The sequence below is a fragment of the Aquimarina sp. AU119 genome (assembly GCF_900312735.1).
Classification (GTDB): Bacteria; Bacteroidota; Bacteroidia; order Flavobacteriales; family Flavobacteriaceae; genus Aquimarina; species Aquimarina algiphila.
On the sequence record NZ_OMPF01000006.1, the window covers coordinates 14,439 to 31,997 of the forward strand.

Sequence of the window (17,559 nt, forward strand, 5' to 3'; positions counted from 1 at the left end):
ACAATAGCTAGTATTGGTTTAGCAATTATTTTTCATTTATCAGGTTTTAAAAGTAACTGGTATGAATGTTTGATGATTGTATGATATTTCTTTTACAAATACTCTAAAGACGAAGCTAAAGGAGTATATTATTTTACAATCAAAAAATTATTAAAATCAGTTTTGTTGTTTTTTTGTAATAAATCCCACAACGACTTTAAAGAATTTCTCTTTTCTTTTGTTGTCTTTTGCTTTAAAGCATTGACGTAAATTGAAATAAAATTTTTATCAGGAAACTTATTTATCATATATTTATTTCTAAAATTAGAATCAAAAAAATAAGAATCTAATTTAAAACAACCAGGATGAATAATTTCAATTTTAAGTATTTTTGAATATACTAAAAAGATTTTGTTTAAAAATAGATAATAGTTCAAATCGAATTGATATCCTTTATTTTTAAGCAACTCGTCCTTAAGTTTACAAGTAGCGTATAGTTCCATTTTAATTTCTGTTTCACTTAATTTTCTAAATGGTTTTGACATTATATCTTTGGCTTCATTTTTTAATAACTCTAGTTTTCCGCTTTTATCAAAAAGAATTTTCCCGGTACAAAAAATTCTTGCTTGGAATTTAGAAAAAAGATATAATTGATTATCAAACATTTTGTAAACATCATCTATTGAACTCCCTAAAAATGAAATTTGCTTTTCTTCAATAATTTCAACTCCTTTTATAAATTTTTGACCATTATTATTTAAAATGATTCTAAAGTCGATGTCAGAATCTTTCATTTGCAAGCCAGTAGCGTAACTTCCTGTAAGAAGTATTCCTTCTACATTTTTTTCGGATTTCCATTTTTGAACAAATTTTTCAATTATTAAATTAATATCCATATTTTCTTTTCTTTAGGTTTATTTTTTGAAAGACAACTTATATGAAGAGAATTTTGAAACCTAAATGTTAATTCGAGCTTAAGTTAATAAAAATGTTCTATTGTTTTAATAAGAAATTTTATGAACGATTACTATAAATAATGCAGAAAATTGCTTAAATTTTTTCATGGTCTGCGTTTCCATGATACTACAAAAACATGAAGGATTTGAAGTTACGAAATGAGAACTATTTTTAATTCTGCGCTATCAAGCTTGGTGTTGAAGGCTAAAATCAAAACATCCAAAGTCATAATTGAGTAGATATTCTCTACTTATGGGGCTTCTTTTAATACTGTATATAAAAGCCTCATACGCTGAACGTATGAGGCTTTTTGTAAAATATAATTTTTATATATATTTAGAAGTTATATCTGATACTTGCGTTCCAGGTTCTTCCTAGACCAAAATATCCTCTATTACTTACATTGATACCATTAAAAGTTTCGTCTCCATCTTCTACTTGGTTCGCAGTAGTTAATTCTGATAAATAAACCTCATAGAAAAGGTTGTTTACGTTAACTCTAAAATCAATAGAACTTAACTTGTCTTTACCTAATAACATTTTATAAGAAATACCAGCATCTACAACATCATAACTTGGTAATTCAAGATTATCTTTTAATGTTCTGTCAGAATAAAGATCGTTATATAATCTCCAGTCTGCATCGATAGATAATCTCTCAATGATTTGATATTTTAACCCTAATCCAACAGTAAATTGTGCAGCATCTCCAACTTTTCCGCCGTCTACATCAGTATCATCTACAGAAAGAACATTCAATTCCTCGTCTCTTGTAGTAACCCTTACATTGTCTACATACTCCCAGTTTCCGAATGATGCGAAACCATTAATTCCTAATTGAGGAAATGGTTTTGCGGTAAAATCTATTTCTACACCTGTATGTAATTGTTCTACGCCTTCATTGGTAATAAAGATTTGATCACCAGTGGTTTCGTCACTATCAATTTCTGTAGTTACTCTATCTTTCCAAGAAGTTCTATATGCATTTACATTAGCAGAAAATAATCTACTTCTAAACTGATAACCAGCTTCTATACCAAGGATTTTTTCATTCTTAGTTAGAGGGTTTACAAAGTTTGTAAAATTTAAGAAAATATTATCATGATACGGCTGACGATCATAATATCCTGCATTTACGAATATTTGATTTTGCTCATTGATATTGTAACTACCACCAGCCTTTATATTAAATCCTTCGTTAGTTACGTTTTCTGAGTCCTGATTTCCTGGTAAATATTGGAATCTATCGGTTCTGTCATGAGACTGAAGAGAAGCAGCTGCTTGTAAGAAAGTAGAAAATTTATCTGTAGCATATTCTACTTGTCCAAAGAATCCACCATAACTTATGGTTTCTTCATAATCCCAAGCAATTCTTTGATCTTCATCAACATTTTCAAAAGTTGCTCTCCATGCTTGAGCAGGTAAACTTTCATTGATAGTTACGGGGATTGTTTCTCCAGTTCTTGTTCCGTTTGGACCTATTAAACGACGATCTTCAGTCCATCCATCTAGCCCTAAGAAATCAGTAGCTTGTCTATAATGTGTTCCATTATACGTTCTAAAGTCTGCACCAACATTAAAACTTAAGTTATCATTTACCTGGTGATTAAAATTAGTTACTAAACCATACCAGTTATGACTATTTATAGAGGCTCTAATAATATATGCATCGTTACCAAAAGAACCTATTCCATCAGAAACAGCATTGTTGTTTGCTACAATTGCATCAAAATCAACTCTTCCTTCAGCTGTTCTAACACGGTTCCCTCTGTTTCCAGTTCCACCACCTCGACCCCAAGAGGCATAAAGTACAGATGATAATGTAGATTTCTCACTTATGTTCCAATCCCAGTTTAAGTTAGCAACTGGCTTATGGTAGAAGTTTCTTCTTTCAGTTAAATAGTTACCACCTAAAGTTCCCCAGTTATTATTGTATCGTCTTCCAAATTCTAAATAGCTAGAAATACTTTTAGAGAAGTTCTGATCGTGAAACTGTGGAGCTCCTGTAATTAAGAAGTTAAAGTTATGGTTGTCATTTGGCTTATATCCAAAAGAGATGAAGTATGTTTGACCTTCACCAAAGTTACCTTCATTATATCCATCACCTTGCCAGTGCGATAACATAACACTTGTTCCAAATCCATTTTCGCTTATTCCTGTGTTATATGCTGCAGTTGTTTTTAAATAATTGTTATTAGCAACTCCAAGAGATACAAATCCACCTTCTCTTTTATCTGTAGCTCTAGTAACAAAATTCACTGTTCCACCAACGGAAGAGATTGCCAATTTAGAAGAACCTAAACCACGTTGAATTTGTATTACGTTTGCAATATCAGACATTCCAGACCAGTTGGACCAGAACATTCTACCATCTTCCATACTGTTAATTGGCTGTCCGTTTAATAGGAAAGCAGTATTGGTATCATCAAAACCTCTAACGATAATTCTAGAATCTCCAAATCCACCAGATTGACCAGCTACATACACAGAAGGTGTATTTATTAAAGCAGTGGTTACATCACCAGTACCAATTTTTTGTTGAATATCTTTTGCTTTGATTGTAGAAACGGCGATAGGTGTTTTTCTATCTTCAGCCAAATCGACAACTCCTGTACCAACAATTACAATCTCTTCCAGAGAGTTATCAAGACTTAAACTAATTGTTCCAAGGTCTTGATTACCATTAGTTACATCATAAGCGATGTTTTTAGCTCCAAATCCAACATAAGAAACATTAATTGTTCCTGTAGGTTTAGTTACTGTAATAGAAAATTTACCATCAAAATCAGATGTTGTTCCATTAGAAGTTCTTAATTCAACAATGTTTGCTCCAGGTAATGGACCATTTGATTCGGAATCGAATATCGTTCCTGTTACTACTCCTTGTGCAAACGTCTCCCCAACGACTGCCATAAGGATTACAACAAATAAAAATGTAATCTTTTTCATGAGTGTGTTTTAATTATTTTTAATTACGCTACGAAACCTTTAACGATTAAAAATTCCTATACTTTTAAGTATTTCAAAAACTGCTTAAATCGTATATGGTTTCAAAATAAATTATTGAGTTAATAATCGCCGCAAAAGAACGAATCTTTATGCAAACTAAGTTTACCTTAATGTTAAGAGTTTTTAACAAAAAAACTACAGATTAAAAGTAAAAGGAATTTCTAATTATGTTGGCTTTCAGGTATTTGAAGATATAAAAAGTTATTAACTAAAAAAATGTTAATTAATTATGTTTCTAAAGTTGCAACAATAAGATAAAAAAGCGGTTAGAATAAGAGATGTGTTGTGTTTTGATACGTGTTTTAACATTTTCCCTTTCTTACGTAAGAAAGGGAAAATGTTAATATGTTTATGAATTAGATTTTTCTAAATACCGTTTTAAAAGTGTATTTGTTGAAGAATCATGCTCAGAGATTTGTTTTGTATTAATTTCTGATAAGATAGTACTAGCTAGTTGTTTTCCTAATTCTACGCCCCATTGATCATAACTAAAAATATTCCAGACTACTCCTTGAACAAAAATACGTTGTTCGTACATGGCTACTAATGCCCCCAGACTTTTAGGAGTAAGTTTGTTTACTAATATTGTGGTCGTAGGCTTGTTACCTGCAAAGATTTTAAAAGGGAGTAATTGTTCTATTTTTTCTTGAGATAAAGATGTTGAGCTTAACTCCTTTGAAACTTCAGTCTTGGTTTTACCATTCATTAAGGCTTCTGTCTGCGCAAAGAAGTTTGCCATTAACTTATCCTGATGATCTTGATCTCCAAACAAAGCATTTTTAAAACCTATAAATTCTGCAGGAATTAATTTGGTTCCCTGATGGATCAATTGAAAAAAAGCATGTTGAGCGTTGGTGCCTGGCTCTCCCCATATAATAGTACCTGTTTGATAAGTTACAGGTTCTCCATTACGATCTACACTCTTACCATTACTTTCCATAATACCTTGTTGTAAATAGGCAGGTAATCTATGTAGGTATTGAGAATAAGGAATAATAGCTTCACTTTCTGCATTAAAAAAGTTGTTATACCATATACTTAACATACCTAAAATAACAGGAATATTTTTTTCAAATGGTGTGGTTTTAAAATGTTCATCCATTTCATGGGCACCGGCGAGTAATGCTTCAAAATGTTTGTAGCCTACAGAAAGACTTATCGATAATCCGACAGCGCTCCAAAGAGAAAAACGTCCGCCAACCCAATCCCATAAGGGAAAAATATTTGAAGAATCAATACCAAAATTAGTAACATTCTCAATATTACTAGATACTGCTACAAAATGCTTACCTACAGCTTCTATTGGAGCATGTTGTGTAAACCAGTTTCTTGCAGTTGTAGCATTGGATAAAGTTTCCTGAGTAGAAAAAGTTTTAGAAACAACTACAAATAGCGTTGTTTCGGGGTCTAAATTTTTTAAGCTTTGATGTACATGATCTCCATCAACATTAGAGATAAAATGAACGTTAAGGTGATTTTTGTAATAAGCAAGAGATTCAGTAATCATGGCTGGACCAAGATCAGAGCCTCCAATACCGATGTTTACAATATCGGTAAAAGCTTTGCCTTTGTATCCAGTGCGACTTCCAGAAATAATTTCATTACTGAATGCCTTTATTTTTTCTTTAACGGTATCAACTTCGGGAATTATATTTTTTCCATCAACAGTAACTGTGTTTGTTGAAGGCGTTCTAAGTGCAGTATGTAATACAGCTCTATTTTCAGTTTCATTAATAATACCTCCGCCAAAGTAGTTATGTATTGCTTCTTCTAATTTAACCTCTTTTGCAAGTTCAAGTAGCAGGGCTCTGGTGGTTTGATCAATTCTGTTTTTAGAATAATCGATATAAAAATCTTCCCAGGCAATAGAAAAAGCTTGCGCTCTGTCTGGGTGTTCCAGAAACAAATCCTTTAAGTGTGTGTCTTTTATGGTCTCATAATGAGATTTAAGTGCTTCCCAGGCTTTTGTGGTGGTGGGATTAATAGTTGGTAATGTCATTGTGTTTATAAAATTTCTTGTGGTTTAAATTGTATGCTGTCTAATGTAGCTTTTATGGGTTCTATAAAAGTAAAAAACTTAGGGCGAAGACTATCTGACAATGGTTTTGAAGCAGGGAGGTCTTGTTTGAAAGGGTCGACTTCTTTACCATTTTTCCAAAATCGATAGCAAACGTGAGGCCCTCCTGTGTTACCAGTCATACCTATATAACCAATAACATCTCCTTGTCTTACAAATTCACCTACTTTTACTGCTTGTCTGCTCATATGCAGATATTGAGTATCATAGGTTGCATTATGTCTTATTTTTACATATTTTCCATTGCCTCCTCTGCGTTCTGATTTGGTAACAATTCCGTCTGCCGTGGCTAATATAGGAGTTCCTATAGGTGCAGCAAAATCTGTTCCCCTGTGAGGTCTTATTTTATTTCCATAGTATTTGATTCTTCGTCTAAGGTTATATCTTGAAGAAATTCTACTGAATTTTACAGGAGCGGTAAGAAATGCTCGTCGTAAATTGTTAGCTTCTTCGTCAAAATAATCTACTCCCCCTGTTATCGAATCATCTTTAAATCTAAATGCATAAATGGGTTTGTTGATATGCTCAAAATAAGAAGCTTTGATTTGATCAACCCCTGCAGGAATGGTATCATCAATAAACTTTTCAACATAAATGACTTTAAACCTATCGCCTGCTTGTAATCTTGTAAAATCTATAGTCCAGGCGTAAATATCTGCCATATTGTATGCAACCAGAAAATTGAGATCTAAATCATCAAATGTTTGCATTAGGCTACTATTAATAATCCCAGATGCAGTTTTTTCTACAAGTTTTACCGGTTTTTTTCTTTTTTTGGCAATTATACTATCTCTAAAATCAATTACAGTGTAATCGATTTTATTGTTCTGATATACAAATACCTGCGCTTTTTCTGTAGTATCTTTTGATTTAAGGAGCATATATGGTTTTCCAGCCATAATTCTTGCTACATTAAATGTGTCTTTAATCTTATTTGTAATTTCGAATACTTTAGTTCTACTTATGCCATGAGTATCCATAATAGCTCCAAAACTATCACCGGGTCTAATGGTGTCTTTCACAACATTAAAATTATCTAGAACATAGCCAAATTCCTTAATTACAGGAGGTGTCTTTTTTTCTTCAACTACCTCTGGAATAGTGACTTTAGTTTCTTTTTTTTCTTTTTGACATGAAAATAATACTACCACAATTAGTAGTAAGTAACCTATTTGTTTCAACTGACGACTATTTTATTTTGCGGTATTAAATTGATGAGTAACCCATTGTTGACCCCAGTTTTCTTTTTCTTCTTCATTCCAAAGATTAGGGAAAAACATAATTCTTTGAAAGCTAGGAGGTAAGAAACTTTTCCAGTTTGTTCCTCCCGTGGCCAAAACTTCGCCTTTATCTTTATTAAGGTATCTAAAGGCGGCACCCATATGCATTAATAACCAATTAATATTCACATTGGTGTCAAAAGTACGTAATGCTTCGATAAGGTGCACATTATTTTGCTCTTTTTCTGGTAGTTCGAGATATTTATGGAATATTGTGCTATGTTGTACTTGTTTAGCAATACGCATCATTCTGGGAGTATACCGATATTCGAATTGTTTAAGAGTAAGTGTTTTTTCACCTGTTTCTTTATCAGTTGCACCAGATTTCCAGTATAAATGCTCAAATACTTCCCCAAGAGGGTCTTTTTCTGAAAATTGGGTTCTCTCCTTTGTATTTACAAGATTTGATAAAGGAGTGGAGTAAATTTCAATAAGTCTGAATTGTACAGATTGAAATCCACTGGCAGGAAGAAGTGACATTCTGTATTTAAGAAATTGATCTCTATCCATTCCTTTTATCATGACATCAAAAGAGTTGATTAAAACTCTAAAATATCGATTTACCCGATTGATTTTGGCAGTAAAGAACTCTGCAGTTTGTAATTTATCATCAATAATTTGCTTTAATTCATGTATAATGAGTTTAAAATAGAGTTCTGTAATCTGATGATAAGTGATGAATATTTCTTCGTCGGGGAAATGTGTTCTGGGTATTTGTAAGCTTAATAGCGTGTCAAGATGTATGTAATCCCAATAGGTAAGATAACGATCATGAAGAAGACCATCTAGATATGATCCTAAATCTTGACCAGAGTTTTTAAATTTTTTTTCTAATTGCTTTATTTTCTCAGCAATTTCGGGTTTGATGATTTCACTCATTGATCTATTACAATTTTGAATGGGTGTTTGAGTCCTTTAAATGCATCCAGGTCAGCTTTTATTGAGCCAACAAGGATGTCAGCTTTTATTCTCACTGGCATTCGGTTGTCATCATCACTTACCCATACAGTCATACTTTCTTCTTCTTTAAAGATTCTATCAGCTTGTACATAAGGCCTGAACTTTAAACATGCAATTTTACCCATTTTAGTTTTAATGATCTCTCTTCCTAAGAATTTTAACTTAAATCGGTAGTTTTCGTTATCAAAAAACATGTTTACATATTGTTCATCTCCTTTTTTTAATGAAGTTGTATTGATATTATTACGCAAATAATAAAAAGAAGACATCATATCCTGCACATTAGACTTTACAGGGAAAGATTTTTTGGTGTTATATTTTTTGTTAAATACTAAAGCTTCGCTTTGGTTGTGATCAAAATTAATTTCTATATCCTTAGTATGCCCTCCTTCATTGATTTTTCGAATAAACCTGTAGGGTTTAACTTCATTTTTATCGATATAGGTTTCATAATAATCCTCAACTTTAAAAAACACACTTAAAAGACCAGTAGATTTACCAGTGCCTACTACATGATGAACAGGCTTGTTATTGATAATATCATCTTTAACTTCTAGTGTTGCATAGCTTGCTGTAAAAACTCCATAATGGATCCTGAATCTAAACCATTCACCTGCATCAAAGGCTTTATGGCTTTCCTGAGCTATTGCGGGAAGAGCGATTATAACCAAAAGGCAAATTGTGATATACTTTTTCATAGTTTAGGGTATTGTTGAATTTGATATACATGCTAAATTGGTGATGTAAATACAATATCCATTCCAAAAGTACTATTTAATGTGAAGAGATAAAAATGAATACTGTTATCAAATGTAAAAATATGAACAAAAAAAGAGAGCCACCACAGCTCTCCTTTTTACTTTTATTAACCAACTAAAAACTTAAATTATGAGAATAATTATTGTTTTAGATATAAGTGGTAACCACTCCACCTATGATTACAAAAATGAACTTTTTTTGCATAATTATCAAACGAAAACGTTTTTTTATTATGAGTTTTAACAAAAATTTATAGTAAGTCGTCTAAAAATTGCATATTCCTCAAAATTTAACAAAAGTGGTTTTAATCCATAAAAAGGAATATATTCGATGTTTTTTATAAAGTACCTCTTTGTTGTTGCTCTCTTTCTATGGCCTCAAATAGAGCTTTGAAATTACCTTTTCCAAAGGATTGAGCTCCTTTACGTTGTATGATTTCAAAGAACATTGTAGGACGATCTAAAACAGGTTTGGTAAAAATTTGAAGAAGATATCCTTCATCATCACGATCAATTAAGATTCCCAATTCTTTTAATGGGGCAAGATCTTCATCTATTTCACCAACTCGATCCAGTACTGTTTCATAATAACCCGCGGGAACAGTAAGAAATTCAACTCCGCGATTTTGTAATGCAGAAACAGTCTCAATGATATTGTCTGTTGCTAATGCCATATGTTGTACTCCTGCACCATTATAGAAATCAATATATTCTTCGATTTGAGATTTTTTTCTACCTTCTGCAGGTTCATTGATAGGAAACTTGATTCGTCCATTACCATTACTCATCACTTTACTCATTAGAGCAGTATATTCTGTAGAAATATCTTTGTCATCAAAAGAGACTAGTTGTGCAAACCCCATTACTTTGGCATAGAACTCACACCACTTATTCATTTCATTCCAACCAACATTACCTACCATATGATCGATAAATTTTAAACCTGTAGATTCTGTTGTATATGGTTTATTCCATGGCATATAACCGGGTAAGAATGCTCCATGGTAATTTTTTCGCTCTACAAAAATGTGAACTGTTTCTCCATAGGTGTGGATCCCTGAAAATACAACGCTACCATTTTCATCTTCCTCTACCTTGGGTTTCATGTACGATTTTGCTCCTCGTTTAATGGTTTCTTCATAGCTTTTAGTAGCATCATCCACCCAAAGAGCCACTACTTTTACTCCGTCACCATGTGCATTGATGTGTTTATTGATGTCACCATCTGGTTGTAAAGGAGAGGTAAGGACTAATCGTATTTTATCCTGTTGCATCACATATGATACTTTGTCTTTTCTACCAGTTTCTAAACCGGCGTAGGCTACTGGTTGAAATCCCCAGGCCGATTGGTAATAATAAGCAGCTTGCTTGGCATTACCAACATAAAGTTCTACATAATCTGTTCCAAGTAGCGGTAGGAAATCTTCTGCTTGAGGAACTACTTTTTCTAAATCCTGAGGTGTTATATTAGTCGACATATTTTTTGTTTTTTTTAATTAGATAATGAGAAAATTGTACTGTGCGCTGGTTGTTTTTAGTCAAAACTTACCACATAGCTCTAAGGTGGGCTGTAATGTCTTTTCTATAATTTAGCATCATTCAGATTGTTTAAATTCTTTCATTATTCATTTTCTAATGGTTTACTCTAACCATGATTTATGATACTCTTCATCAGCTATTTTCATGGCCTCTTCGGTAACCATTAAAGGTTTAAATGTGTCGACCATAACAGCTAATTCATCGGTTTTTGTTTTACCAATGCTTCGTTCTGCTGCTCCTGGGTGAGGCCCATGTGGTATTCCTGCTGGATGTAAAGAAATATGACCAGCATCAATATCGTTTCTGCTCATAAAATCACCATCTACATAATACAATACTTCATCACTATCAATATTACTATGGTTATAGGGAGCAGGGATACTGTCTGGGTGATAATCATATAATCTAGGTACAAATGAACAAACTACAAAAGCATCTGTTTCAAAAGTTTGATGAACTGGCGGTGGTTGATGAATTCTTCCTGTTATTGGTTCAAAATCATGTATTGAAAAAGCATATGGAAAATTAAAACCATCATACCCTACAACATCAAATGGATGTGAAGCATATATCATATCAAAAATCTCATCTTGCTTTTTTACTTTGATCAAAAAGTCCCCTTTTTCATCATTTGTTTCTAATTCATAAGGAGCTCTAAGATCTCGTTCGCAGTATGGAGAATGTTCTAATAATTGACCAAACCAGTTACGATATCTTTTTGGAGTGTAAATAGGTCTTCTGGACTCGACTATAAATAAACGATTATCAGTAGAGTCAAAATCAAGTTTATAAATTGTTCCTCTTGGAATAACAATATAATCACCGTACTTAAAATCGAGATTTCCTAAATGACTACGAAATTTACCACTTCCTCGGTGTACAAAAATCAATTCATCTGCATCTGTATTCTTATAGAAGTAATCAGATGTAGATTCTTGAGGTGCAGATAAAATGATACTCGCATCACTATTAGTCAGGACATTTTTTCTGCTTTGTAAATAATCTTTTTCAGGATTTATTTTAAATCCATGAAATCGATAGGATTTAATATTGTTATTAATTGCTATTTTGGGAGCTACGCTATAACTTCCTTTAATTTCTTTTACTTGTGTTGGCCTTTGACAATGGTATAGATTAGTTGACATTCCGTCAAAACCTATTGTTCCGAATAATTGTTCGTAGTAAAGACTACCATCTGGTTTTTTAAAGATAGTATGGCGTTTGGGGGGTATTTTTCCCAGGGTGTGATAAAAAGGCATGATGTTGCAAGTTTAAGGTATTAACTATTTTCTAATAAGACAATAAATAGCAAGTCTACCTTATTCGGGATTGCGCTTAATAAGGTAGTGTAATAATAATAGTAAATCCTGCCAAAACAAGTTCATAATATTACAAATATCGTAAATATTTCTGTGATTTAAGCTATTAGTATCATCCATTTAAAACCAAAAACCAACACTAAAGAACCATAGACTTTCATCTAATTCTGGAGAATACGTATATTTTACTTGTATTGGGCCGGCAAAAGTATCCAGACCATACCCTAAGGCATATCCAGAATATTCTGGATCTTCGAACCATCTTCCGGTACTAAATAATTTGTTACCGGCATTTGCAAAATTAGCTGATGCATTAAGATGATGGTTTTTTAATATTTCGTAATCAGCTGTTATCAATGTTTTTGCAAAACTTTGCCCGGTTATTGCTAAAAAGTCATAGCCATAGAAAGGGATGAAGTTATTAATGGTTTTAGCTCCAAAACCACCAAGTAGAAAGTCAAGTGAATTAATAGCATTGTTTCCTATTTTGGTTCCTGCTTCTGCCGTAAAATTTAAAGTGAGATTTTCGTATAGTGTAGTGGCATACCCTAATTTTGCTTTGGCAATAGAAAATTCATCAAAACTATTTGTAAAATCAGAAGAAAAAAGATAAGTATGAATATCACCTTCGAACAAGATTCCTCGTTTTGGAAAATATTTATTGTCATAGGTGTCTAATTTGATATATCCTAAAGCACTCCAATAATCACTATTATCAAAGACAGTTCTCGGGATTTGGTTTTCATCTTCTCCAAATGTTTCTGAAATTATCCTAAGCCTTTTATATTCGGCACCTAGACCTACAGAGAATGTTTGTCTAAAAGGTGTTTCAACATAAGCCTGAACATTAAAATCAGTATAATCGATATCAATTGTATTAATATTTAAATCTGGGATTTCTCCAAATTGACCTATAAAGTCAAAATCAAATGCCTTCTTAAAATTGTTATAGCTGTATTTTAGTCCCGGACTTAGGTAGAACCCTTTGTAGATATGATAATCCAGATTATATCGGATATTATCTCCCAAAGCAGCATCTAGTGAAAGAACATCGTTATTAAAAAACAATCCTTTTCGCGTTACATTGACTAAAGCAGCAGTTTTGTATAAATCATCATAATGCAATGCAAAGCGTAATAGCATTTTATTTTCACTTTCTGTAACAGAAAGCTTGAGTTGCTTGCCTTCTTTTGTATCTACTAATCGATGACTTACACGATCAAAATTTCCTGTAGCGGATAGATTGTTTATTCCTTCGTTTAGTTTTTCATAGGTCGTGACCCGAGGAACTTTTAATTTTAATTTTCCCTTGATATAAGATCTGGTATATTTTTTATTACCAGATATGGTGAGACTATTAATTACAATAGTTTCAGAGTTTTTAGGAATTCTAGCTCTTGGGGCAGTTGGTTTTTGACGCTTTTTTATAGCTCTTAGTTTTTCAAAACTATCAAAAGCTGCTTTTTCACCACTGGCTATTATTTTATCGGCTTTGTCAAATGACATTACAGAAAACGCTTTAATAGATGGTTTAATATATACATCAGTTTCAGAAACTTTTGCTTTCATAGCATTGTAAGTCCTGAAATTACTGATTTGTAACATAATATTGGTTACAGAGTTTAACTCTTCTTTAGAAAGTAAACTGTCTTGTACATCAACACCTATAACTATTTCTGCTCCTTTTTCTCTTATTTCCTTTACAGGATAGTTATTGGTTACTCCTCCGTCAGTCATTAGTATTTCATTTAACTCTACGGGACTAAAAATAGATGGCAAAGCTCCACTTGCAGCTACAGCTTCAGGTAGATATCCTTTGTCTAAAAGTACTTGTTCTCCTGTTTCAATATTAGTAGACATGCAGAAAAAAGGAATAGGGAGGTCATTAAAATCATGTATATCATTTACATGAGCAGTATATCTTGAAAACTGGTTGTAAAAATTTTGCCCTTTAGACAAACCTTTAGGTAAACCAATTTTAAATTTATCAAAAGGTAAGGTGATCGCGTATTTTTCAGAATCTTCACGTTCATAAAAAGTCTTAGCATCTCTGGGTAGTTCGTCTTGTATAAATGCATTAAAATCCACTGATCTAAATATGGAATCGAGTTCTGATGGACGATAACCAGAAGCATATAGTGCTCCCACTATTGCTCCCATACTAGTTCCTCCTATATAATCTATGCGAACACCTGCTTCTTCAATTACTTTTAAAGCACCAATATGAGCCAGACCTTTTGCGCCACCACCACTTAAAACCAGTCCTACTTTTATGTCTTCTTGAGTAGATGAAGCATTAGGAGAACTTGTAACCTCTTTTTCTTGACCGCGAATGATATATGGACAGCAGGTCATTACTATAAGTATCAATCTGATCAAAAAGAGTTCTAAGGGGTTGTGTCTGTCCACGTTTATTCTTTTTTAGAAAGATAGTAATTAAACACTTTGGTTGCGCGAGAATCACCTATCACTTCACTTAATTCACTTTTAGAAGCTTCACTTATTCTTTTTACAGATCTAAAAGTCTTAAGTAATTCTATAACTGTTTTTTCTCCGATACCTGGAATCACATCTAATTCTGTATCTAATGCCGCCTTGCTTCTTTTTTGTCTGTGAAAAGTAATTCCGAATCGATGTGCCTCATTACGTAAGTGTTGTATCACTTTTAAAGACTCTGATTTTTTATCCAAATAGAGCGGAATAGAATCACCTGGATAGTAAATTTCTTCTAATCGTTTGGCAATACCAATAATTGTAATTTTTCCTCTTAATCCAAGATCATCAAGTGCTTTTAATCCAGAAGAAAGTTGTCCTTTTCCTCCATCCACAATTACAAGTTGAGGTAAAGGTTGCTCTTCTTCTTTTAACCGTTTATACCGTCGATAAACAACTTCTTCCATAGAGGCAAAATCATTAGCACCTTCTACTGTTTTTATATTAAATTTTCTATATTCTTTTTTGCTGGGTTTTCCATTTTTAAAAACTACACAGGCAGCAACGGGATTGGTTCCCTGGATGTTCGAATTGTCAAAACATTCAATATGTACAGGCTCTACTGGTAATCGAAGATCCTTTTTCATTTGTGCCATTAAACGCTTTACATGTCTATCTGGATCAATAATTTTGATTTGTTTAAAACGTTCTAGCCTAAAGTATTTTGCATTCCTTAAGGAAAGATCTAAAATTTTCTTTTTGTCCCCTAATTGAGGAACTGTAATTTTTAATTTTTCACCTAAATCCAATTCAAAAGGGACAAATATTTCTTTTGATTTAGAACCAAAACGTTGACGTAATTCGATAATTGCTAATTCTAAAAGCTCAGCATCAGATTCGTCCAGTTTCTTTTTAATTTCAGTAGTATGTGATCGTATAATAGATCCATATGATAATTGAAGAAAGTTTACATATCCATAGGATTCATCTGAGATAATCGAAAACACATCTACGTTGCTAATTTTTGGATTAACTACTGTAGATTTTGCTTGATATTTTTCTAAAACTTCTATTTTTTCTTTAATCCGTTGTGCATCTTCAAATTCCATCTTCACTGCATGTTCTGCCATTTGCTTTTTAAAACGACCAAGAGAATCTTTAAAATTACCTTTTACAATTTGCCGAATAGCTTCAAGGTTATCCATATATTCTTTCTCATCCTGCAAGTCTTCACAGGGGCCTTTGCAATTTCCTAGATGATACTCGAGACACACTTTATATTTACCATTATTGATTTTTTCCTGAGATAAATCATAATTACATGTTCTAAGTTGATATAACCCTTTGATAAGATCTAATAGCGTATTTACAGTCTTAAAATTGGTGTATGGGCCATAATATTCTGAACCGTCTTTGATTAAGTTACGAGTGGGAAAAATTCTGGGGAAACGTTCTTTTTTAATACATATCCAAGGATATGTTTTATCATCTTTGAGCATTACATTAAAACGAGGCTGATGTTTTTTGATGAGATTATTCTCTAACAATAATGCATCGGTCTCTGTTTCTACAACAATGTGTCTTATAGAGTGGATTTTTTTTACGAGAACTTTGGTCTTATAATTATCATGATTCTTATTAAAATAAGAAGACACTCTTTTTTTTAAGTTTTTTGCTTTTCCAACATAGAGTAATTTATCATCTTTATCATAATATTGGTATACTCCAGGTCCAGTTGGTAGTATTTTAATCTGTATGTCTAAAGTGGCTTCTTGCATAATCCAATGGTAAAGTTAAGGGTTTACCGTAATTGTAAAACAAAGATTGCGGATTTAATTTTTGTTAAATCAGTATAAAAATAACACCATTTATTAAAAAAGAAGGATAACATACAATGCATCTTGATTTTTATTACATTAGTAGTCCCAATATCAATCATATCTTTTGGAAAAAGAAAAGAAAATAATTGGCAGGACTGATAAAGCAGATTTTCCTCTTTTAGAATTGAAAAATATCGATGCTAAAATCGATACAGGAGCTTATACATCATCTATTCATTGTATAGATATCAAGGAAATTGATCAAACATTACAATGTAGTTTTCTTGACCCGATGCATCCAGAATATAATGGCAAAAGATTTACATTCAAAAATTATGATATCACTGCAGTAAAAAGTAGCAATGGTAAAGTAGAAATGCGATTCACTATTAGAACACAAATTATCGTATTTGGTAACACATATCCAATAACGTTCACATTATCTCCACGTGACGATATGCGTTTTCCTGTATTGATAGGGCGTAAATTTTTAAGCGGAAAATTTTTGGTAGATCCTCAATCAGAAAATCAGTCATATAATCAAAAATTGTAATGAATATTAAGATTTTGTCGCGTGGTGCGAATTTATATTCGACTAATGCACTTGTTCAGGCTGCAGTAAAGCGTAAACATAATGTACAGGTAATAGATCCTTTAAATTGTGATATTGTAATTGAGAGACAAAAACCTGAAATTTATTATCGGGGAAGAAAATTAGACCATGTTGATGCTGTAATTCCGAGAATAGGATCTTCTATTACTTTTTATGGTACTGCTGTGGTTAGGCAGTTTGAAATGATGAATGTATTTACTACTTTAAAATCACAGGCACTGATACAATCCAGAGATAAATTAAGAAGTTTACAAATTTTGTCTAAGGCTGGTTTGGGACTTCCTAAGACTGTATTTACTAACTATTCTAAAGATGTCTCTGAAGTAATTTCTCATGTGGGAGGAGCACCATTAATTATTAAATTGTTAGAAGGTACTCAAGGCTTAGGTGTAGTTTTAGCAGAAACTAAGACGGCGGCAGAATCGGTTTTAGAAGCTTTTAATGGATTGCAGGCTAGAGTTATTGTTCAGGAATTTATAAAAGAAGCAAAAGGAGCAGATGTTAGAGCTTTTGTTGTAGATGGTCAAGTAGTAGGAGCAATGAAGCGACAAGGTAAAGAAGGGGAGTTTAGGTCTAATTTACATAGAGGAGGTACAGCATCTGTAATTAATTTGACCAGACATGAAGAACAGGCTGCTATTATGGCCGCAAAAGCATTAAAAATGGGTGTAGCAGGAGTAGATCTGTTACAAAGTAATAGAGGACCTCTTATTTTAGAAGTGAACTCTTCTCCAGGGTTAGAAGGTATAGAAACTGCAACTGGAAGAGATATCGCAAAATCTATTATTCGTTATATTGAAAGAAGTTTGTAATAC

At 32.6% G+C, this 17,559-nt stretch carries 12 protein-coding genes; 2 read left to right on the top strand and 10 right to left on the bottom strand.

What is annotated here, in order from left to right:
• Positions 1-128: 128 nt before the first annotated feature.
• The 10 genes from DK442_RS06135 to uvrC form a co-directional block, all read right to left on the bottom strand.
• Entirely contained in the window at positions 129-875 is a 747-nt protein-coding gene (locus tag DK442_RS06135; protein WP_109434982.1) for a nucleotidyltransferase domain-containing protein, read from the bottom strand.
• Positions 876-1,272: 397 nt separating this feature from the next.
• Positions 1,273-3,885: a TonB-dependent receptor gene (locus DK442_RS06140; RefSeq protein ID WP_109434983.1), complete on the bottom strand. Its 2,613-nt coding sequence runs from the start codon at positions 3,883-3,885 to the stop codon at positions 1,273-1,275.
• A 409-nt stretch (positions 3,886-4,294) separates the two neighbouring features.
• Positions 4,295-5,944: a glucose-6-phosphate isomerase gene (gene pgi, locus DK442_RS06145; RefSeq protein WP_109434984.1), complete on the bottom strand. Its 1,650-nt coding sequence runs from the start codon at positions 5,942-5,944 to the stop codon at positions 4,295-4,297.
• A gap of 5 nt (positions 5,945-5,949) precedes the next feature.
• Positions 5,950-7,203 carry a peptidoglycan DD-metalloendopeptidase family protein gene (locus DK442_RS06150; RefSeq protein WP_109434985.1) on the bottom strand — a complete coding sequence of 418 codons (1,254 nt, stop codon included), beginning with the start codon at positions 7,201-7,203 and terminating at the stop codon, positions 5,950-5,952.
• 12 nt (positions 7,204-7,215) lie between these two features.
• A complete protein-coding gene (locus DK442_RS06155; RefSeq protein ID WP_109434986.1) occupies positions 7,216-8,181 on the bottom strand; it encodes a tryptophan 2,3-dioxygenase family protein in 966 nt (321 codons plus the stop codon).
• A complete protein-coding gene (locus DK442_RS06160) occupies positions 8,178-8,960 on the bottom strand; it encodes a DUF3108 domain-containing protein (RefSeq protein ID WP_109434987.1) in 783 nt (260 codons plus the stop codon). Before DK442_RS06160 ends, DK442_RS06155 begins: the two co-directional genes overlap by 4 nt.
• 398 nt (positions 8,961-9,358) lie before the next feature.
• Entirely contained in the window at positions 9,359-10,498 is a 1,140-nt protein-coding gene (gene hppD, locus DK442_RS06165) for a 4-hydroxyphenylpyruvate dioxygenase (protein WP_109434988.1), read from the bottom strand.
• Positions 10,499-10,660: 162 nt separating this feature from the next.
• On the bottom strand, positions 10,661-11,818 hold the full coding sequence (locus DK442_RS06170) for a homogentisate 1,2-dioxygenase (protein ID WP_109434989.1): 1,158 nt from the start codon (positions 11,816-11,818) through the stop codon (positions 10,661-10,663).
• A gap of 180 nt (positions 11,819-11,998) precedes the next feature.
• Positions 11,999-14,287 (bottom strand): patatin-like phospholipase family protein, encoded by a 2,289-nt coding sequence (locus tag DK442_RS06175; protein WP_235010914.1) that lies wholly within the window; start codon positions 14,285-14,287, stop codon positions 11,999-12,001.
• A 2-nt stretch (positions 14,288-14,289) separates the two neighbouring features.
• Positions 14,290-16,089, bottom strand: coding sequence for an excinuclease ABC subunit UvrC (uvrC, locus tag DK442_RS06180; RefSeq protein WP_109434991.1), 1,800 nt, complete (start codon positions 16,087-16,089; stop codon positions 14,290-14,292).
• Between the two features lie 166 nt (positions 16,090-16,255).
• Here uvrC and DK442_RS06185 point away from each other — a divergent pair, with 166 nt between their 5' ends.
• Positions 16,256-16,684, top strand: a complete 429-nt coding sequence (locus tag DK442_RS06185) for a RimK/LysX family protein (RefSeq protein ID WP_109434992.1) — start codon at positions 16,256-16,258, stop codon at positions 16,682-16,684.
• Positions 16,684-17,556 (top strand): 30S ribosomal protein S6--L-glutamate ligase, encoded by an 873-nt coding sequence (rimK, locus tag DK442_RS06190; RefSeq protein WP_109434993.1) that lies wholly within the window; start codon positions 16,684-16,686, stop codon positions 17,554-17,556. Before DK442_RS06185 ends, rimK begins: the two co-directional genes overlap by 1 nt.
• The last annotated feature ends 3 nt before the right edge of the window (positions 17,557-17,559 follow it).